This is a genomic window from Streptomyces sp. NPDC102278, assembly GCF_044766345.1.
Taxonomy (GTDB): domain Bacteria; phylum Actinomycetota; class Actinomycetes; order Streptomycetales; family Streptomycetaceae; genus Streptomyces.
In genome coordinates this window covers 175555-195392 of record NZ_JBIWLV010000002.1, presented here as the reverse complement: position 1 = coordinate 195392, position 19838 = coordinate 175555, and the positions used below count along the sequence as shown (strand labels likewise).

Annotated in this window: 18 protein-coding genes; 7 read left to right on the top strand and 11 right to left on the bottom strand. The window is 73.1% G+C overall.

Annotated features, from left to right (window positions below; all coding sequences use genetic code 11):
• Positions 1-125: 125 nt before the first annotated feature.
• Positions 126-818, bottom strand: coding sequence for a hypothetical protein (locus ACIRO3_RS05690; RefSeq protein ID WP_404132838.1), 693 nt, complete (start codon positions 816-818; stop codon positions 126-128).
• A gap of 135 nt (positions 819-953) precedes the next feature.
• Here ACIRO3_RS05690 and ACIRO3_RS05685 point away from each other — a divergent pair, with 135 nt between their 5' ends.
• Complete coding sequence (locus tag ACIRO3_RS05685) at positions 954-1631, top strand: response regulator transcription factor (protein WP_361781766.1); 678 nt, start codon at positions 954-956, stop codon at positions 1629-1631.
• 85 nt (positions 1632-1716) lie between these two features.
• Positions 1717-3174: a sensor histidine kinase gene (locus tag ACIRO3_RS05680; RefSeq protein ID WP_404132835.1), complete on the top strand. Its 1458-nt coding sequence runs from the start codon at positions 1717-1719 to the stop codon at positions 3172-3174.
• Between the two features lie 123 nt (positions 3175-3297).
• Here the strand turns inward: ACIRO3_RS05680 and ACIRO3_RS05675 are convergent, their stop codons facing one another.
• Positions 3298-3936 (bottom strand): TetR/AcrR family transcriptional regulator, encoded by a 639-nt coding sequence (locus tag ACIRO3_RS05675; RefSeq protein WP_404132832.1) that lies wholly within the window; start codon positions 3934-3936, stop codon positions 3298-3300.
• Positions 3937-4073: 137 nt separating this feature from the next.
• On the opposite strand from ACIRO3_RS05675, the gene ACIRO3_RS05670 reads away from it, so the two are divergent.
• Positions 4074-5501 carry an amidase gene (locus tag ACIRO3_RS05670; protein ID WP_404132830.1) on the top strand — a complete coding sequence of 476 codons (1428 nt, stop codon included), beginning with the start codon at positions 4074-4076 and terminating at the stop codon, positions 5499-5501.
• Positions 5502-5537: 36 nt separating this feature from the next.
• Here the strand turns inward: ACIRO3_RS05670 and ACIRO3_RS05665 are convergent, their stop codons facing one another.
• Entirely contained in the window at positions 5538-6611 is a 1074-nt protein-coding gene (locus ACIRO3_RS05665; protein ID WP_404132827.1) for a helix-turn-helix transcriptional regulator, read from the bottom strand.
• A 150-nt stretch (positions 6612-6761) separates the two neighbouring features.
• Between ACIRO3_RS05665 and ACIRO3_RS05660 the strand changes: the two genes are divergently transcribed.
• Entirely contained in the window at positions 6762-7370 is a 609-nt protein-coding gene (locus ACIRO3_RS05660; RefSeq protein WP_404132824.1) for a DinB family protein, read from the top strand.
• A 90-nt stretch (positions 7371-7460) separates the two neighbouring features.
• Here the strand turns inward: ACIRO3_RS05660 and ACIRO3_RS05655 are convergent, their stop codons facing one another.
• From ACIRO3_RS05655 to ACIRO3_RS05635, 5 genes are read right to left on the bottom strand one after another with little or no spacing between them, the layout of a single operon-like run.
• Entirely contained in the window at positions 7461-8336 is an 876-nt protein-coding gene (locus ACIRO3_RS05655; protein WP_404132821.1) for a branched-chain amino acid aminotransferase, read from the bottom strand.
• Positions 8333-9619, bottom strand: a complete 1287-nt coding sequence (locus ACIRO3_RS05650; RefSeq protein ID WP_404132819.1) for an ATP-grasp domain-containing protein — start codon at positions 9617-9619, stop codon at positions 8333-8335. The genes ACIRO3_RS05655 and ACIRO3_RS05650 overlap by 4 nt, the downstream gene beginning before the upstream one ends.
• The gene (locus ACIRO3_RS05645) at positions 9616-10713 is read right to left on the bottom strand and encodes a DMT family transporter (RefSeq protein ID WP_404132817.1); all 1098 of its coding nucleotides are present in this window, start codon (positions 10711-10713) and stop codon (positions 9616-9618) included. The genes ACIRO3_RS05650 and ACIRO3_RS05645 overlap by 4 nt, the downstream gene beginning before the upstream one ends.
• 38 nt (positions 10714-10751) lie before the next feature.
• A complete protein-coding gene (locus tag ACIRO3_RS05640; RefSeq protein WP_404132814.1) occupies positions 10752-12041 on the bottom strand; it encodes a DUF6421 family protein in 1290 nt (429 codons plus the stop codon).
• A complete protein-coding gene (locus ACIRO3_RS05635; RefSeq protein WP_361781795.1) occupies positions 12038-12607 on the bottom strand; it encodes a bacilysin biosynthesis protein BacA in 570 nt (189 codons plus the stop codon). The genes ACIRO3_RS05640 and ACIRO3_RS05635 overlap by 4 nt, the downstream gene beginning before the upstream one ends.
• Positions 12608-13051: 444 nt before the next feature.
• Here ACIRO3_RS05635 and ACIRO3_RS05630 point away from each other — a divergent pair, with 444 nt between their 5' ends.
• Together ACIRO3_RS05630 and ACIRO3_RS05625 are read left to right on the top strand one after the other, a co-directional pair.
• Complete coding sequence (locus tag ACIRO3_RS05630) at positions 13052-13882, top strand: ribosome-inactivating family protein (RefSeq protein ID WP_404132811.1); 831 nt, start codon at positions 13052-13054, stop codon at positions 13880-13882.
• Between the two features lie 310 nt (positions 13883-14192).
• A complete protein-coding gene (locus tag ACIRO3_RS05625; protein WP_404132808.1) occupies positions 14193-15416 on the top strand; it encodes a beta-ketoacyl-[acyl-carrier-protein] synthase family protein in 1224 nt (407 codons plus the stop codon).
• 248 nt (positions 15417-15664) lie between these two features.
• Here the strand turns inward: ACIRO3_RS05625 and ACIRO3_RS05620 are convergent, their stop codons facing one another.
• Together ACIRO3_RS05620 and ACIRO3_RS05615 are read right to left on the bottom strand one after the other, a co-directional pair.
• Positions 15665-15835, bottom strand: a complete 171-nt coding sequence (locus ACIRO3_RS05620; protein WP_404132805.1) for a hypothetical protein — start codon at positions 15833-15835, stop codon at positions 15665-15667.
• A gap of 12 nt (positions 15836-15847) precedes the next feature.
• Complete coding sequence (locus tag ACIRO3_RS05615) at positions 15848-16534, bottom strand: TetR/AcrR family transcriptional regulator (protein WP_404132802.1); 687 nt, start codon at positions 16532-16534, stop codon at positions 15848-15850.
• 71 nt (positions 16535-16605) lie between these two features.
• On the opposite strand from ACIRO3_RS05615, the gene ACIRO3_RS05610 reads away from it, so the two are divergent.
• The gene (locus ACIRO3_RS05610; RefSeq protein ID WP_404132799.1) at positions 16606-18204 is read left to right on the top strand and encodes an FAD-binding oxidoreductase; all 1599 of its coding nucleotides are present in this window, start codon (positions 16606-16608) and stop codon (positions 18202-18204) included.
• Positions 18205-18320: 116 nt separating this feature from the next.
• Here the strand turns inward: ACIRO3_RS05610 and ACIRO3_RS05605 are convergent, their stop codons facing one another.
• A complete protein-coding gene (locus tag ACIRO3_RS05605) occupies positions 18321-19838 on the bottom strand; it encodes a hypothetical protein (protein WP_404132796.1) in 1518 nt (505 codons plus the stop codon).

Sequence of the window (19838 nt, the reverse complement as noted above, 5' to 3'; positions counted from 1 at the left end):
CAGACGACAACCCCCTGCCGTGCAGGCCGGGACGAACAAGACGACCTCGTCAGCGCACGTGCGGGGCGGGCCCCGGCGCGGGCGGAGCGGTCCCGTGGAGTACCGCGACCCGCCCGGCAGGGGGTTCAGCGGCCGGGGGTGACCGTGTTGCCGGTGGCTTTGTGGCCGGTGACCGTGTTGCCGGTGATCGTGCCGTCCGTGCCGGACAGGGTGACGGCGTGCCGGACACCGTCGGGCCCGACGACGACGGCCAGCCACGCGCTGCCGCCGCCCTGCTGGCCCACGACCCGCAGGCTCTCCACCGAGCCGCCGCTCACCGCGCCCGCCGCCTTCTCCACCGCGTCCTTCGCGGCCAGTGAGGGCAACGGCGCCGGCGCCGCCCTCGGGCCGGTCACCGACCCGCCGGCGCCCTCGCCGCCGTCGGGCAGCGGCGGGACACCGCGCTCCTTTCCCTTCGGCCGGTCGCCGGCCCGCCGCTCCCCGGGCCCCGGGGCGGCTCGCTCGTCGCCGCCCCCGTCGTGGACCCACGGCCCGACCATGCCCACGGGGCGCCGGTCCCGGTGGTGTTCGGACACGGCGACGGCCGTGAGCGCCGCCGCACCGCCGATCACCACCACGGCCGCGCCGAGCACGGCCCAGCGGGCGCCCCTGCTCCGCGGTACGACCCGGGCGAGCCCCTTCCGGTCCCGGGGAGCGGTTTCGGCGGCGTTCGCGGATGCCTGGGACCGGTCGGTCACCACCGTCGGGTCGGTCGGGGCGCCGGGCTCGGGCCGGACGGTCGGGTCGGGCTGGTGCGGGGGTGGGACGGATGGGGACATGCCTGCGACTCCTCAAGACGAACGGCCACCGCGGCCGGTGCGTCCAGAGCTTGCGCACCCTGACCTGAAGCCCACCTGAAGCCGCCTGAAGACCCCTTCAGCAAGACCGCGGCCGGGCCTGAGACCCTGTTCGGCATGCGCGTACTGGTGGTGGAGGACGAACGACGGCTGGCCGTGGCCCTGCAACGGGGGCTCCAGTCCGAGGGCTTCTCCGTGGACGTGGCCTTCGACGGGCCGCAGGGACTGTGGATGGCCACCGAGCACGACTACGACCTGATCGTCCTCGACATCATGCTGCCCGGTCTGAACGGCTACCGGGTCTGCTCCCGTCTGCGGGCGGCCGGCAACGAGGCCGGGATCCTGATGCTCACCGCGAAGGACGGCGAGTACGACGAGGCGGAGGCGTTGGACACGGGGGCGGACGACTTCCTCTCCAAACCGTTCTCCTACCTCGTGCTCGTCGCGCGTCTTCGCGCGCTGGGCCGGCGCACCGGCCGACGCACCCCCCAGGTCCTCGAATTCGGCGACCTCCTCGTCGATCCGGCCCGACACGTGTGCTCGCGGGCCGGTACGGAGATCCGGCTCACGGCGCGGGAGTTCGCGGTACTGGAGTGCCTCGCCCGGCGACCGGGCGAGGTGGTACCCAAGCGGGAGATCCTGGAACAGGTGTGGGACAGCGCCTTCGACGGTGATCCCAACGTCGTGGAGGTCCATGTGAGCGCGGTCCGGCGCAAGATAGACGCGCCGTTCGGTCGGGGCGCGGTGGAGACCGTGCGCGGCGCGGGCTACCGCCTGGCGGTGGACGGTGGCTGAGCCGCAGCCGGCCCCCGGTCGCCTCCGGAAGGCGCCGGGTCGAGCGGCGCGGTGGGTCGGGTCGCGGCGCTGGTGGCCGACCACGGTGCGGGCCCGGGCCACCGTCGGCGCGAGCGTGGTGGTCGCCGCCGCCCTGACGGCGGCCTCGTTCGCCCTGATCGGCCTGCTGGAGACCAACCTGCTGCGCAACGCGGAGAACGACGCCCGCCAGCAGGCCGAGTCGGTGGCCGCACTCGCCGCCACCGGCAATCTGGGGCGGGTCCGACCGCTCGCCCCCGGCGTCGAGTTCCTCCAGGTGGTCGCCGCGGACGGCACCGTACTGTTCTCCAGTCCGCGACCGCTCGACGGACCCGGTCCCGTCCGCGCCGCACCCGACCTCCTCACCCCCGCACCACAGCGCCCGGGTCTGCGCCTGCACACGTGGAAGGACCGACCGTTCGGCCGCGAACAGCGCGTGCGAGTGGCGCAGGTCGTCGTCGACACCCCCGACGGGATCGTCACCGTCTACGCGGGGGCCTCGCTGCGCGTCGCGGACGCCGCCGACGACACCACCACCGCCGCGCTCGCGATCGGCGTGCCCCTGCTCCTCGCGACCGTCGCCCTCGTCACCTGGCGCGTCACGGGCCGGGCACTGCGTCCCGTCGAGGAGATCCGCGCCGAGGTCGCGGCGATCTCCGACCGCGACCTGCACCGCCGGGTCCCCGTGCCGGCCACGCGCGACGAGGTCGCCCGCCTGGCGCAGACGATGAACACGACCCTGGACCGGCTGGAGGCGTCCGGGATCCGGCAGCGACGGTTCATCGCGGACGCGTCCCACGAACTGCGCAGCCCCATCACCGTGCTGCGGACCCAGTTGGAGGTGGCCATGGCGGTCCGTGACCCGGACCTGTGGCCCGAGCTGATCGGAGGCGCGCTGCAGGACGTCGAGCGGCTCCAGCACCTCGCGGCCGATCTGCTGCTCCTCGCGCGGATCGACGCCGCACAGCCCGTACCGACCGTGCCCCTGGACCTCACCGGGCTCGTGCGGGACGTCGTGGCGGCCCGTGCGGGCGACCGGGTCCGGGTCGGCACGTCCCTCACCGGCGGCGTCCGGGTCACCGGCAACGAACTGTGGCTGACCCGGATCGTCACCAACCTGCTCGACAACGCCCAGCGGTTCGCGCAGGAGCGGGTGGACGTGGTGCTGAGCACCGCGGCGGGCGCGGATGGCATGCCGGTCGCCGTCCTGGAGATCGTGGACGACGGGCCCGGCATCCCTCCCGCGGAACGGGAGCGCGTCTTCGAACGGTTCACCCGCCTCGACGACGCCCGCAGCCGGGACCAGGGCGGGGCCGGGCTGGGGCTGGCCATCGCCCGGGACCTGGCGGCCCACCACGGCGGTTCCGTGACCGCGGAGCCGCACCCCGGGGGTGCCCGTCTCGTCGTCCGTCTTCCGTCACCCCCACCGGCGCCGCCGCCGACCGGGCGCCGGGGTGCTCGCGCCGGCGGGCGCGGTACGGACGCCACAGCCGAGCAGGGCGGTACGGACGGCACACCCGAGTAGGGCGGCGCGAACACCACAGCCGGGTCGGACCCCGCTCCTGGGCAAGGGTGCGATGTGGTGTGGTGCCGGTCGGCCGTCAACGCCCGGCATCGACGGCCGACGAGGCGACGACGGGCGGGCCGGTCAGTGGTCGGGACGGTCGGAGGGGTCCGCCGCGGGTTCGGCGGTCCGGGCCCAGAGATGGCCCAGGTGGGCGTGGAGGACGTCCCGCGCCGCCTGGGGGGAGAGGTGGCCGACGAGCACGTGCGTGGTGAGACCGTCCGTGAGGGCCAGCAGGGTGCGGGCCTCCAGGGACGCGTCGAGGGGTGCGAGGCCGTCGACGCCTTCGGCCGCCTCCGCGACGAGGTGCGTGAACGCCTCCTGCAAGGCCGTGTAGTTGGCTTTCAGGGTGTCCGCGAGGGCCTCGTTGACGGCCGCTTGCGCGACGAACGCGAGCCACACCCGGGCCTCGGCCCGGTGTTCCTCCCGGAGCAGCGCCACCTCGGTGGCCGCGTGACCCAGGGCGGTGCCCGCCGACTGCGCGGGGCTCGCGACCACTCGGGCCCGGATGCGCTCGCCGATCCGGTCGCCCACCCGCCCGAGGGTGAACGCGAGCATCTCCTCCTTGGTGCGGAAGCAGCGCTGGACGGCGCCCATCGACACCTGCGCGCGGGCGGCGACGTCGCGCAGGGTGACGCCTTCCAGCCCGCGTTCGTCGGCGAGCCGACAGACGGCCTCGGCGATGAGTTGGCGGCGGTCCGCATAGTCCACCTGCTTGGGCACGCGCGTCTCCTCCCTGTCTCCCCGGTGCTCCCGGTGGGTCCGCGACCCACTTTATGCGATGCGCTCGCATCGATTCCCACGCTACTGTTCCGTTTCGATGCAGACGCATCGGAACGTGACGGGAAGAGGTACGAGTCGTGCAGGACGCGTTGTGGAAGATGACGGCCGCCGAGCAGGCGCGGGCGGTACGCGCTGCGGACGTCTCCGCCCTCGAACTGGTCGACAGTCACCTGGACCGGATCGCCGAGGTCAACCCGCGGGTGAACGCCGTGACGCGGGTCCTGGCCGAGCGCGCCCGCGACGCCGCCGCCCGGACGGACCGCCGGCGGGCCGCGGGTGAGGCGTTGGGGCCGCTCGCGGGCGTGCCGTTCACCGTGAAGGAGAGCACCGCCGTGGAAGGGGCGCCGACCACGTTCGGAGTGGAACGCTTCCGCGACCTGGTCGCGACGGCGGACGCCCCACCGGTGGCCCGACTGCGCGCGGCGGGCGCCATCCCCCTCGGGCACGCCAACATTCCCACCCTGATCCTCGCGGGGATGCACACGCGGAGCGAACTGTTCGGGGATACCGTCAACCCGTGGGACCCCGCACGGACACCGGGCGGCTCCAGCGGAGGCGACGGCGTGGCCGTCGCCACCGGCATGGCGGCCCTCGGCCTCGGCAACGACTCGGGCGGATCGATCCGGATCCCGGCCCAGTTCAACGGTGTGGCCGGGTTGAAGCCGACCAGCGGACGCTTCCCCGCGGACCACCGGGTGCTGGGCCCCGAGGACCCCGGCCCGGCCTCCCAGTTCCTGGTCACCGACGGCCCGCTGGCCCGCAGTGTGGGTGACCTGAGGCTCGCCTACGAGACACTCGCCGGGACCGATCCGCGAGACCCGCGGGCCGTGCCGGCGCCCCTCTACGGCGAGCCGCTCCCGGGCCCCCTGAAGGTCGCGGTCGTGGCGGACCCCGGCGGCCACGGGGTCCACCCCACGGTGCGCCGAGCCGTCGAGGACGCGGCCGAGGCGATGCGGGACGCCGGGTACGAGGTACGGGAGGTGGCCGACGTACCGAGGCTCGACGAGGCGCTCGACGCGTACGGCCGGATCGTCGTCACCGAGTTCGCCCCCACCTGGCCGGTGGTGCGCGGGCTGCTCGGAGAGGGGGGTGACCGCTACATCGACATGACCATGGAACGGACGCCTCCCGCGAGCGCCGAGGAGTTCATGAAGCTGATGGGCACCTGGCTGAACATCCGCCGCTCGTGGGCCGAGTTCCTCGACGCGTACCCACTGCTGCTCGGGCCCGTGTTCACCGAACCGCCCGTGGAGCCGGGACTGGAGTCGCGCGACAGGGCGGGACGGGACCGGGTCGCCTCGGCCATGCGACTGTGCACCGTGACCAGCTTCGCGGGCGTGCCCGCCGTGGCCGTGCCCACCGGGATGGCCGACGGACTGCCGACCGGCGTACAGGTCGTCGGACGGGCCTTCCGGGAAGACCTGTGCCTGACGGCGGCGCAGGCGATCGAGGACCGGCTGGGAGTCCTCGCCCCGATCGACCCGCGGGGGAGGAACGGGGGCTGAGCGGCCGGCGACGAGGCGCGCGGGGCGCGGGGCGACTCAGCGGCCCGGGGTGGGCGCACCCGGTGCGGTGGGTGTGGCCGGGTCGGGCGTGCCGGGACCGGCGGGGGTGTTCGTCGCGGCGCGCGCGTAGCGGTGGGCGAGGTGGGCGAAGGCCTCCCGCAGCTCGGTCGGCCCCACCACCTCGATGTCGGCGTCGAACCTGCCGAGGGTGGCGGCCAGTCCGGGCCAGGACCACGAGCCCAGCACGAGCCGGCAGCGGTGCGGGCCGAGTTCCTCGACGAAACCGTCGTGGGCGTACCGGGAAACCACGGCGGCGGGCAGGTCGAGGATCACCTCACCGCGGCAGGGCCAGTCCCCGGAGGCAGGGGAGCCGTTGAACCTGCCGGCGACGAAGGCGGCCACATCCCCTCCGGGCACCTCGCGCGGAGTGAAACGGGGCCCCGTGGGGACGCGCGGGGTGATCCGGTCCACGCGGAAGGTGCGCCAGTCCTCGCGGTCGAGGTCCCAGGCGACGAGGTACCAGCGACCGCCCCAGGTGACGAGGTGATGGGGCTGCGCCCGACGGGGAGGGGGCGCCGGTCGCTCGACGTCGCGCCCGCCCTCGCCGGCTTCCGGCGCGGTCGCGGTCGTGTAGTCGAAGCGGAGTACCTCGCGGGCGTGGACGGCGGCCCCGAGCGCCATGAGCACGCCACTGTCCACCCGTGTCCCGGGCCCGCTCGCGGAGCGCTCCACGGCGGTGACCTGGAGGACGTCGATCCGGTGGCGCAGCCGGGCGGGCATGACCTGCCGGACGGTGTTCAGCGCCCGCGCCGCGGCCTCCTCGATGCCGGCGCCGCTGGTGGTGGCGATCCGCAGTGCCACGGCGAGGGCGATGGCCTGCTCGTCGTCGAACAGCAGCGGAGGAAGCTCCGCGCCGGCGTCGAGCCGGTACCCGCCGTCGGGGCCCTTGAAGGCCACGATGGGATAGCCGAGCTCGCGCAGCCGGTCGACGTCCCGACGCACGGTACGGGCGCTGATGTCCAGCCGTTCGGCCAGCAGCGCTCCCGGCCAGTCCCGGCGGGCCTGGAGGAGCGAGAGCAACGAGAGCAGTCGCGCGGAGGTCTTCTGCATGTCTTCCATGATGCCCCGAACAGCGGACACACCCTGTCCTCTACATCGGCGACTGTTGTCCCGTACCGAGCACGCGGACGCCGAACGCGGACGCCGAACGCGAACGTGGAACGCGAACGCCAAGACGCATGACCGGAAGGACCACTCACCGTGACCACCAAGAGCACGCCCCTCACCACCGAGCCCGTCGCGACCACGCCGCCCCCGGCCCTCGACGCCGAGCGTGCCGACCTCCTCGCCGCGCTCGGGACCGCTCGGTCCGCCCTGGTCCACACCGTGCGGGAACTCGGCGACGACCGGCTCGGCGAGCGACCGACGGCCAGTGACCTGTGCCTGGGCGGGTTGATCAAGCACGTCTCGTCCATGGAGGAGGGATGGCTGCGGTTCGTCGTCGAGGGGCCGTCGGCGATGCGGTTCGACCTGCCCGACGGCGTCACGTGGGCCGAGGTCGTGGCCGGCACGGCACGCGAGTTCCCGCAGTGGGTCATCGACCACGGCAACGACTTCCGGGTGCTGCCCGGGGAGACGTCCGCCGGGATCCTCGCCCGCTACGAGCGGGTCGCGGCCCGCACCGAGGAGATCGTCCGCGCCGTTCCCGACCTGTCGGCGACGCAACCCGTTCCGGACGCGCCGTGGAACGAGCCCGGCGGAGTGCTCAGCGTCCGCGGAACGCTCCTGCACGTCATCGCCGAGACCGCCCAGCACGCCGGTCACGCCGACATCCTGCGCGAGGCGCTCGACGGCCAGAAGTCGACCTGACGCGGCGAAGGCGGGCCGGCGCCCGTCCGGCCCCCTCCGCCTCGATCGCCCCGCGCAGCCGAGTACGCCGCGCAGCCGAGTAACCGAGACCTAGCGGGAACGGACGAGTCGCGCGTACGCCGCGGCCAGCTCCGATGTCACCTTGCCCACCGGGTACGTCCGTTCGTCGACGCCGCTGACCGGCTGGACCTCGTACGCCGTGCCGGTGAGGAAGACCTCCTCGGCGCGGTCGAGTTCGGCGGGCTCGATGCGGCGCTCGACCACCTCGATGCCCAGGTCGGCGGCGAGGGCGATGACCGTCCGCCGGGTGATGCCGTCGAGGAATTCGTCCGGCGTCGGGGTGTGCAGTGCGCCGTCGATCACCAGGAAGAGGTTGGCCCCGGTGGCCTCCGCGAGTGCGCCGCGCAGGTCGAGGAGCAGGGCGTCGTCGTAGCCCGCAGCCTCGGCCTCGTCGCGGGCCAGGGTGCAGATGTTGTACAACGAGGCGGCCTTGGCCCGGACCGGCGCGGTCGCCGGATCGGGACGGCGCCACTTCGAGGTGCGCAGGCGTATGCCGGCACGCGCCGCGTCGGCGGAGAAGACGTGCGGCCAGTCCCAGGCGGCGATGGCCACGTGCGGGGTGCTGCCGGCGCCGGAGACGCTGATCTGCTCGCTGCCCCGCCAGGCCACGGGTCGGACGTACCCGTCCACGATGCCCTCGCGCCGGACGATCTCCCGCGCCGCCGCGTCGAGTTCGGCGGCCGAGTAGGGCAGCGAGTAGTTCAGCTCCCGGGCGGAGGAGCGCAGTCGTTCGGCGTGTTCCAGCGACTTGAACATCCGGCCGCCGTAGACGCGCACGCCCTCGAAGACGGCTCCGCCGTAGTGCAGGCCGTGGCTGAGGACGTGCAACCGGGCCTCGCGCCAGGGCACGTACCGCCCGTCCAGCCAGATGGTGCCGTCGCGGTCGTCGAAGGGGAGGGTGGTCACGAAGGGTTCTCCTCGGAGGTCGCGGGGGCGTAGTCGATGCGGATGGCCCGCTCCAGGTGGCTGTGGAACTCCTCCGCCTCCGTGAGGTCGCGGTGCCGGGACAGGATGAACGCCGGGTAGCCGGTGAAGTCCGGATAGGGGCGGACCACGTCGCCCGGGGCGAGCATCCGCACGACGTGGTCGACCCTGGGGTCGGCTTCCGCTTCGTCGAGGCCGTGGAGGGCGGTGATCGTGCCGTGTCCGCCGCACGGCACGATGTAGTTCGCGGACGCGGCGACGGGCTCGGTGAAGCCCTGCTCGACGGAGTGGGTGGGCGGCAGGCCGACCGCGATGCGCAGTGCCTCACCGGCGAGGTCGACGCCGGTGACGTTCTCCGCGATGTAGTGGGACACCCCGGAACCGCCGATCCGCGCCCCCATCTCCAGGAGGTACGGGGTGGAGCCGCCGCGCAGGCGCAGTTCCGTGTGGGTCGGGCCGAGGGTGATGCCGAGGGCGGCGTGGGCGGCGATCACCTCGCGCACGACGTCGGCCCGGACGGCCTCGGGCAGCGCGGCGGGAGCCCGGTAGACGCTCTCCTCGAAGTACGGGCCCCGGGGGTCGCCCTTGTAGCCGATGGACAGGACCTGCACCCGGCCCTCGTGGACCAGCGACTCGACGGCGAACTCGGGTCCGTCGAGGTACTCCTCGACGAGCAGCCCGGCGCCCTTGTCGGCGGTGCCGGCGGACACCCGACGGACCTCCGTCACGACCGCGCCGAGCGCGTCGGCGGAGTCGACCCGGGTCACGCCGAGGCTGGACATGCCGAGGGCGGGCTTGACCACCACGGGGAAGGTCAGGCCCGCCTCCGCCACCGTCCCGGCGGGGTCGTCGGCGGGGTCGAGCCGTACGAAGCGCGGCACGTTCAGGCCGGCCTCCGCGAGCCGCTCGCGCATGATCCGCTTGTCCTGGGCGTTGCGCGCGACCGTCGGCCCGATGCCGGGCAGCGCGAGGAGTTCGGCGGCGTCCGCCGCGAACGGCACGAACGGGTCGTACAGGGTGACGATGCCGTCGAAGGGGGTGGCCTCGTGCCGTTCACGCAGGGTCTTCAGCGCGCCCGCCGGGTCGCCGGCCACGTCGAGCGGCAACAACTCCACGACCGCCGGCGGCAGTCGGTCCGGATCCACCCGCTCGTCGAGCCGGGGGACGAGGACCAGGTCGATGCCGGCGCGCACCGCGGCGTCGAAGAGCCAGGGCAGGCCGACGCGCTGGTGGAGCAGGACGAGGGTCGGGCGGGGGGCGGTCACGATGTGCTCCTTGGCGGGAGGGCCTCGGCGGTGACGGAGGCACGGTGATCGGATCTGTCGATCCCGGTGTCGGTCCCGGTCCGGGTTCCGGTCTCGGTTCCGGTCCGGGTTCCGGTGTCGGTCCCGGTCCCGGTGTCTTCGGAGGGGCCGGCGGGCGCGGCGGGCGCGGCGGGCGCGGCGGGTGCGGCGGGTGCGGCGGCCGGGTCGCGCCGGCGACCGCCGACGGTGAGCCACACACCGGCCGCGGACGCGACGATCAGCAGGACGGGGAGCGCGCCCGGTGCGGCGGCCGACCCCAGACCCCATTCGCCGACCCGCACCAGGAAGGGCACGGCCAGTCCCAGGGCCGAGGTGAACAGCGGCCCCTTGCGCAGGATCAGCTCGTGGGAGATGAGGAAGACGGGGGCGGTCAGGACCGCGCCGAGCACGGCGACGCCGCCCCAGTCGGCGGCGGAGACCCCGCCGAGCGGCACGAACAGCAGCACCGTGAGGCCCAGCATGAGCGTGCCGGCCCCGGTGATGGCCGGGAGGGCGGCGAGGGCCGGCACGTCGGACATGCGCTGCCGGTAGACGTAGCCGTACAGGGCGTAGGTCAGGGTGCCGCCGAACGCGAGCGCGCCTCCCGTGAGGAGGGTGGCGGTACCGCCGTCGGAACCGGCCCCGGCGCTCGCGGCGCCGTCGGCCAGCAGGAAGCCGATCGCACCCGCCCCGGCGAGGGCCGTCCCCAGGACCTTGCGGCGCGAGGACGGCTCGCGGAACGCGAGGATGCCGATGACGAAGGTGACGCAGGGCAGGAGGGAGACGATCAACCCGACCCGGGAGGCCCCCACGTACCGGGTGCCGAGCAGGGTTCCCGCGTAGTAGGCGAAGAAGCCGAGGAACGCGAGGACCAGCACGGCCCGGGGCCGGGCGGCGGCGGTCCGGACCCCGGTGCGACCGCGCGGGGTCAGCAGCGCGATCAGCATGATCACGACGAACGCCGTGGCGGTCCGGCCCGCAGCCACCCCGAGCGGCGGCACGCCGGCCACCAGGTGACCGGAGAGCAGCCAGCCCGCGGCGAGCAGGAGGACCATGCACACCGCGAGGGCGGGCACGACCAGCCGCCCACCCCCGCGACCGGTCGGGGCGGGAGTCACCACTGCGCCCGCGCGAACGCGAGCGGGGGCAGGCGGTCCAGGTCGCTCTTCGCCCGGCGCAGTACCAACTGGTCGGCGGTGAAGGAGAACCGCTGCCGGGGCTCCCCCTCGGGGAGGTACCGGCGCACGAACTCCTTGGCGGCGGCGCGGTACTCGTCGTCGTCGGTCACATCGGCCTCCAGCTTCTCCACGCTCGTCACGAACGCGCGCAGGGCCTCCAGGGCCTTGGCGCGATCGAACCGCAACAGCCCGCCGTCGGCGGGGGACCCGACGAGCGCCTCGTGCTCGCGGAACCAGGAGTAGAGGAACACACCCGTGCCGGAGTCGAAATTGCGGGTGGCGTCGTCCGCCTGCGGATAGCGGAACACCCGCTCCAGCAGGACCATGTCGATCTGCTGCTCCGCGAAGGGCACGAGACCGCTGTCGGCGCAGGCCAGCACGGTCTTGGCGTCGACCTTGATCTCCTCCAGGAGGCCGACGAACCAGTTCATCTTCAGGGAGATGTTCTCGTCGAACGGCCACAGGCCCTGGTAGTGCATCGAGTCGTGGAGGTAGCCCCAGATGGCGCGGGCCTCGAAGCACACGTCGGGGGCGAGGCCGGTGGAGGCGCCCGGCAGCGAGTCCGGGGTCAGCACGGCCGCCGCGGCGGGCAGCGCGTACGTCTCGTGGATCTTCCGCATCTTGTTGTAGAAGAACATGGCGTACGGCTGGTCGGTCACCTTGTCGTGCGCCGCCACGTTCTCCGGGAAGAAGACGAGGCAGGAGCCCTGGGCGAACCCGGCGCTGCCGGTGACGAGCACGAGGGACTGGCAGTTGTTCTTCGGGTGCGGGAAGTCCGCCGCCATGCCCGCCAGTGCGTCGGGTTCCTTGCGCAGCGCGAGGAAGCAGTCGAGGCGCTTGCCGACGGGCGGGGCGCTGTTGGTGCTCTGCAACGGGGCGAGGAAGAAGACCGGCTCGCCGTCGGCGGGAACCCGCAGGGCGTCCCGGGAACGGGCGAAGTGGGGGCGGGAGTCGAGTCCGGCCTCCAGCCAGCCGTCGACGTCCTCCACCAGTGCGTCGGCCTGCCCGTCGAGTCCGTGCCGGCGGTACCAGGATGTCGCCTCGTCGCGTATCCGGCCCAGCAGTTCGGCGTCGTCGGGGGTGGGATCGGCGAGGGTGCCGTCGTCCCGCTGCCGGTCGCGGAAACGATTCACCATCGGGATGAGCACATCCGTCAACAGGTCGGCCTCGGCCAGGAGGTCCGCCGGCACGGGCGCGGTCGCGTCGCTGAAGTGTCCGGTGCTCATCGGGCGGCCCCCACGGCGAGCGGCCGCTCGTCCGCGGCCCGGACGGCCAGCACCTGGTGGACGGTGAAGACCATCGGCACGGGGCCGAAGTCCCGCAGGACCCGCAGTCCGTGCCGCTGCGCGGCCACGATGGTGGTGATGCAGCCCTCGACGAGACCCTCGGCGCAGTCGATGGCCGCCTGCGAGTTGCTCAGCACCTCCTGGATCCGGGCGGACCCGGGGACGAGCCCCTTGGGCGCGGGGTGGGAGGCGACGGTGGCCGGTTCCCGCGTACCGCCGCTGGCGAGCACCATGTTGTGGGTCGGCATCACGAAGCTGTCGATCATGTGCAGCCGGTGCAGGTTGGAGAAGACCAGGGTGTGCAGGGCCGGGTAGACGGCGCAGGCGGTCAACGCGTGCCGTCCGTCCTCGGGCACGGCCTCCAGCGCGGACTCGATCGAGGCGTGGAGTTCGACGGTCCCCTCGACACCCCGTCTGCGGAACCATTCGTGGGAGGCGGCTTCCAGATTGGTGCCGTGGGGGCCAAGCGTGTGCAGGTGACGGACCTCGTCGGGGCGCGCATACATCGTCTGCCCTGGACCTTCCTGTGGTGGTGCGGAATTGCTGCTTCCGGAAAGCGGTGGATCAGGACGGCGATCGCGGAAGCGAGAGACAAGATCCTTTTCTATCACCGCATCACTCATGTCGGGATGCCCGGGCGGCGGGGGCGGGTTGTCGCACGGCATTCCCTGGCCGCGGTGTTGTGTTCGACCGAATGAAATCAGCCGGCCTTGCCTGAATTCGCTCTTGATGCGGAATTGGAAACTCCGAATTGTCGTGCGCGCGGACACCGTCGATCGAGGGTCGCCTCGACGCCGTGCGTCGAGGGGCAAGTGGGCGTGCACGCAGTGGAAACGCGGCAGGCGCGGGACCTCGTACGTTCGTCTCTCCCGGGCGATCGTCACCCACTCGCCCGGAGAACCGTCATCCGTCCTCGATCCCGCATTTGCGTGCCGGGAGAGAAGGGAAACATGCTCAAGAGATCGTGCTCCGCGCTCCTGTCGCTCGCCATGGCCATGGGGCTGGTCACCGCGCTGAGCGGTACGGCATCCGCGACGAACTATTCGGTCATCGACTGGAACATCTCCGGAATCACCGATGGCGGAGGAGAACACGCCACCCGCTATTTCCGAGTGATGGACGAGATCCACCGGCGCTCCTACGGTGAGCCGACGGAGGAGGAGAACGTCACGCAGACGACCACCGAAGCCGGCCGGCTCATCCAGGTCAGGGTGCTCGACACGAACAACGAACACGTCGCCTCGGTCTACCTCTGGGCCGACAACCTCTACGTCGCCGGCTTCTACTCGCCCCAGAGCAACACGCACTGGGCCTTCCACGACCGCGAGCAGCAGTTCCAGCAGGCCCTGGGGGTGACGGCCCGCTTCATGCCGAGCACCGGCAACTACAACAGCCTCCCCGGAGGCAACAACAGGCAGAACCTCGTGCTGACCCCCAACAGCATGTTCAACGCGATGTGGCAGCTGCACGACGTGACCTCGTACAACGACAACGTCGGTCGCTCGCTGCTCGTCGCGGCCCAGATCTTCTCGGAGTCCGCGCGCTTCGCGCCGATACGCAACCACGTCTACGGCAACATCATCAGCCACGAGCAGAACGCCCTGGGCGACGGGTACGCGGGACTGGAGAACCAGTGGGGGGCCATTTCCCAGTTCGCGTACAACCTGCGGCACGGACACCCGGCTTCCATCAACATCCTCGGTCGGGTGATCACGAGCTTCGCCGCGCTGCGGCAGTTGTTGGGCTTCGTCGAACTCAACGGCTCCCAGGCCCGACTGTGACGCCCCGTCCGTGAACCGCCGTGCGCCGCGACCGGGACCCGGATTCCGGAGCGGCAGCGGCGACGCCCCCCGTCCACGTACCCGGCCGAGGGGGCGTCTCCCGTGGGGCCGACCGACCCCGCCCCTCGCCCCGGGTCATCGGCGGCCGCGCGAAAACGGCGGCCGCCGGCGCGGTTTTATGGGGATGTCACAGAGATTCGCTTCCCGAATCCATCGATGTCGGCCATGACGATCCTTGCCCGGCCTTGTGATGATCGATACCGGGCCGCAATCGGCCTTGTGGGATCTCTACACATCGCAGGAGGCAGGGATGACGGGCAAACCCCGGGTGCTGGTGACGGGAACCGGTGCCATCACGCCGGTCGGCGCCGACGCGCCGTCGACCTGGTCCGCACTGCTGGCCGGCAAATCGGGGGTGCGGCTCCTCCAGGAGGACTGGGCGCCGGGCCTGCCCGTGCACGTCGCGGCCGGGCTACAGGTGGACCCCGCCTCCATGCTCCCGCGCACCGAGGCGCGCAGGCTGGACCGGGGCGAGCAACTCGCGATCCTCGGGGCCCGGGAGGCCTGGCGGGACGCCGGCGCACCTGGCGTGGAACCCGAGCGTCTCGCCGTGGTCATCGGCACCGGAACCGGCGGTGTGCTGACCACCCTCGGCCAGGACGACCTGTTCGAACACTCCGGGATGCGTCGGCTGTCACCGTTCGCCGTTCCGATGCTGATGGCGAACGGGCCGGCCGCCTGGGTCAGCATGGACCTGGGCGCGAAGGGCGGTGCTCGGACCACGGTCAGCGCCTGCGCGTCCGGCGCCGAGGCGCTCTCCCTCGGGCTGGACCTCATTCGCGCGGGACGCGTGGACGTGGTCGTCGCCGGCGGGGTCGAAGCCTGCCTGCACCCCTTCACCCTGGCCGCGTTCGCCCAGATGAAGGCGTTGTCGACGGCCTCCGAGGACCCCGAGTCGGTCTCCCGCCCCTTCGACGTGCGCCGGTCCGGCTTCGTCATGGGGGAGGGGGCCGCGATGTTCGTCCTGGAGCGCGAGGAGTTCGCCCGGGCGCGGCGGGCCCGCGCCCACGGTGTGCTCGCGGGTGGTGCGGTGGGCTCCAGCGCCGGCCACATCACGGCCTCCGACGCCGACGGACAGGCCGCCGCCATCACCCTGGCCCTGCGTGACGCCGACGTGGCCCCGCGGGACATCGGGGTGGTGCACGCCCATGCCACGTCCACCGAGTCCGGTGACCTGGCGGAGGCCGAGGCGATCGGCCGGGCCGTCGGCACCCACGCCGCCGTCACGGCGACCAAGTCGATGACCGGCCACATGATGGGCGCCTCCGGCGCGGTCGGCGCACTGGCCGCGGTGCTCGCCCTCCGGGACGGCGCCGTGCCGGCCACGCGCAACCTCGACGAACAGGACCCGCGCGTGGAGTTGGACGTGGTCCGGGGGGAGAGCCGAACCGGCCGCCGGGGCGCGGCCCTGGCCAACTCCTTCGGCTTCGGCGGCCACAACGTCAGCCTCGTGTTCACCCGCGACCAGGACTAGGTCGTCTCTTTCGGATCTTGTCGGTCGGGGTCGCGGTGTCCGGTGCCGTGCCCGGCAAGGCGGAGGGACACCCGTGTACTGGACGTACTCGGGTGCCCCGACAACGCCGCCGGGGGCGGTACCGGGCGCCGCGGCCCCGGCAAGATCCGAAAGAGACGGCCTAGGTTCGGTAGACGGGCGCGGCGAGGACGACCCACGGTTCGCCGGGCCGCTCGTGGCCCCGCGCGCGAAAGGCGCGTGAGCGGCCGTCACGGACGCGCGGCCGCGTGGTCGGCGCAGCCGGCGGGCTCGCGCGCGGTGTCGAGCTTGTACGGGATCCGGTGACTCAGGCACCGGCAGACGCCTACCCCGGGGGGCTTGGGGCCGAGCGGGGCGCGGACGTGCTCGAAGACGGAGGCCGGGCGAACGTCGATCGGCACGGCGCCACGATGTCACGGAACCCGCCGCGCCGACGCTCCACCGCCCGCTCCCGCCGCCGGAACCCCGCGGTCCGTCCCGTCGGAGGCGAGGGCCGCCCCGACCGCGAAGAGGCGGGCGCAGCGGCGGGCCATGGCGTCGGGAGACTGGTCGGGGTGCTTGATCCACCAGCGGACGAGCGTCGCGACCAGGCCCTGCCAGACGTGGTTGAGGGCGTCGGCGTCGAGCGGGTCGGCGGACCCGGCGGCGCGCAACAGGTCGGCGGTGCCGCCTTCGGCGAGCCGGTCGACCGAGGCGCGGTACCGCGCCGCCCGCCGGGCGCTCTCGCCGTCCGTCGGGAGCGAGGCGTCGTAGAGGACGAACCAGGCCTCGCGCCGGCCTTCGAGGGCGTTGAAGATCGCGCGCAGCACCCGCAAGGGTGTGCCGGGCGCGGTGGCCCCGTCCTCGGCGACGGCTTCGCTCATGGCGGCCACGAGCCGGTCGCCGACGGGGGTCAGGCAGGCGAGGTGGAGGTCCTGCTTGGTGCCGAAGTACTGGTGCAACAGCGTCTTCGTCACGCCGACGCGCGCGGCGACGGCGGCCAGCGACGCGCCCGCGTAGCCATGCTCGCCGAACTCCTCGGTGGCGGCCGCGAGGATCTGCTCCTCGCGGAGCGCTCGCGGAACGCCCTTGGTGCCCGCTTTCGAACGTGGGGTTGCCATGAACCGATATTATCAGTAGGTAATTTACCTCCAGGTAAGTTCCCTGATCCTCTCGATCCTTTGGAGCCCCCATGGTCGGCGCCACCCGGACGACGACGCACCCCACCGCCCGCAGCCGATCCTGGTGGGGCTGGGGATGGGCCGACGCCCACCCCGACGACGCCGACTGCACCGCCATGGGCGCACTGCTGCCCGGCACCCTCGCCCGGCCCCTCCCGGTGCCCCGGACAGCCGACCTGGGCATCGGCCGCCCCGCCGTGGAAGTCCCCCGCAGCCTGGCGGGTACGGTCACCTCCGACCCCGAGGCGCGGGCCGCGCACGCGATGGGCAAGGCCTTCCGTGACGTGGTCCGCGCCCTGCGCGGCCGCCCCGGCCGCGTCCCCGACCTCGTCGCCCACCCCGAGGACGACAGGGAGGTGGCCGACCTGCTGGAGTGGGCCGGCGAACACGGCGTGGCGGTGATCCCGTTCGGCGGCGGCTCGTCCGTGTCGGGCGGCGTGGAGTACCGGGGCGACGCGCACCGGGCCGTGCTGTCCATGGACCTGACCGCCTTGAACCGGGTCCTGGAGGTCGACCGGGTCGGTCGGGCCGCCCGGATCCAGGCCGGCGCCCTCGGGCCGGCCCTTGAAGACCAACTCCGCCCGCACGAACTGACGTTGCGGCACTTCCCGCAGAGCTTCGAATTCTCCACGCTGGGCGGCTGGCTGGCGACCAGGGCCGGCGGCCACTACGCCACGGTCCGCACCCACATCGACGACTTCGTCCAGTCCCTGCGGGTGGTGACCCCGGCGGGCGCCGGCGCTTCCTGGCGGCTGCCCGCCTCCGGCGCCGGACCCTCCCCCGACCGTCTCTTCCTCGGTTCGGAAGGTGCCCTCGGCGTCATCACGGAGGCGTGGATGCGCCTCCAGGAGCGACCCGTCCACAAGGCGTCCGCCGCGCTCGCCTTCACCTCGTTCGGCGCCGCGCTGGAGGCGGTGCGCGCGATCGCCGGGTCCGATCTCGCCCCCGCGAACTGCCGCCTCCTGGACTCCGGGGAGGCCGCGCTCTCCGGCACCTCCCAGGACGGTTCGTCGGTACTGGTCCTCGGGTTCGAGTCGGCCCACTTCCCCGTGGACACCCGCCTGGAACAGGCCGTCGACCTGGCCCGCGCCCACGGCGGTCGGCCCGGCGGGTCCCGCGACGGCGGGCAGGACGCGGTGGGCGCCTGGCGCTCGGCGTTCCTGCGCATGCCGTACCTGCGTGACGGCCTGGCCAGGATGGGCGCCATAGCGGAAACCTTCGAGACGGCGGCCACCTGGGACCGCGTCCCGGGCCTGATCGACGCCGTGCGCACCGAGGTCGGCGAGGCCGCCCTCAAGGCGACGGGCCACCCCGCCCTCGTCAACTGCCGTCTCACGCACGTCTATCCGGACGGCGCGGCCCCGTACTTCACCGTCCTCGCGGCGGGCCGCCCGGACGATCAGGTCGCGGTGTGGGACCACCTCAAGGAGGTCGCCGGGGAGGTGCTGCACCGCCACCGCGCCACGATCACCCACCACCACGCCGTCGGCCGCGACCACCGCCCGGGCTACGACCTCCAGCGCCCCGAACCCTTCGCCCTCGCGCTGCGCGCGGCGAAGGGCGCCCTGGACCCGCACGGCATCCTCAACCCGGGCGTCCTCCTGGACTGACCCGCCGGCCACCCACGGGCGGGCCCGGTGGGGGCCCGGGTCCCCGCCGGGCCCGCCCGCGTCGACGGCCGGCGCACGCCGGGCCCGGCGCGCTCCCGCCCGGGGTCCGGTGCGCCCTACCCGCCCGTCAGACGGCGGTTGACCTCCTCGGTCACGCGCCGGTGGAGTTCCGCCAACTGCTGGGGGCTGAGTTTCGACAGGTCCTCGCCGGCGGGTGGGGACGAGGCCTCACGTTTGCGTTTCTCCTCCTCCTGACGTTTGAGTTCCTTCTCCTCCGGCGAGCCGGGCGCCGCGTACGCACAGCGGATGAGCGTGCCGTCGGCGCTCTTGAGACAGGTCGCCTCGCGGCCGCCGATCTGGCCCCTGCCCTCCACCCGGTAGCGGATGTTCTGCTCGCTGCCGACCGTGGCCGTCCAGGTGCTCCCGCCGGTCGGGACGACCTCGAAGACCCGGTCGTCGTTGTAGCAACAGACGTCCCGGTACTCGGCCTTGACGAGGGCGACGATCGTCTGCGGCGAGGACCAGGTCGGATCGAGCCGGTGCACGGTCAGCGGGGCGAGCCCGCCGCCCCGGTGGCGGGTCGGGACGGTCGACACGGCCACGACCGAACTCGCCTCGCCCTGCGGGGTGAGGGGAGTGACGTAGGCGCTGCGCCCGCCCTGGTCACGGTAGCGGAGGGTGAACTCCGACTCGTTGCCCTCGTTGGCGCCGTCCTCGGACTCGTCCCAACCGCTCCGTTCGAAGAGCCAGTCGGAGAAACCGCCGACCGCCGCCGTGGCCTCGCGCTGCCGGGACGCCAGACTCAGCGGGTACGAGGGGCCGGGGACGGCCGTGGAGTCCTCGACGACGGTCAGCGCGCCGGTGCGCCCGTTGTACAGCGCCACCCCGGCGGGCCGCTCCGTGATCACGAAGAAGCCGGTCTGCCGCTTGAGCGGGACCACGACCGTGGGTGTGTCGCCCGAGCAGGTGACGTAGGAGTCCGAAGCCTCGAAGCGGACCCACCGCTTCTTCGCGGAGATCTTCCGCCCGAGGTTGTGCGTGAACCAGCCGCTGATCCGCGCGTCGGCGACGTCGGTGTCGAAGGCGCAGCGTTGCTGGTTGCGCCCGGTGCCGCCGAGGGGCACGTCCTGGACCAGGCCGACCTCGTAGCCCGAGAGCCAGCCGCGACGTTCCACGAGGGTGGAGAACCGGTCCGAGTCGGGCAGGTAGGTGACGTCCGCTATCTCACCCGTCACATCACCCAGGTTCGGGGCGGCCTGCGCCTTGCCGACCAGGTACGGGGCGCGGGCGGTGAGTTCGGGGACGGGCTCGGCGACGATCCGCGTGCTCTCCATGTAGGCCCGGTCCTGCTGGTACGAACCGTAGACCAGCCAGCCGACCGCGATGCCGAGGGCCAGTACGGCGCCGACGCAGCCGACGGCCCGCGCGGCGGATCCGGCCCCCTCCCGGCCCGCGGAGCGCAGCGACCGCACCAGCCACGGCAGCGCGCCAAGCCCGGCGACCAACACGGGCGGAGCCAGCCACGAGAGGATCTTGCGGCCCTCCCACACCATGATCGTGGTGTAGTACGAGGCGTACCACAGCACGAATCCCGCGAAGCAAACGGCCAGTGCCACCCGCAATGCCCGACCCAT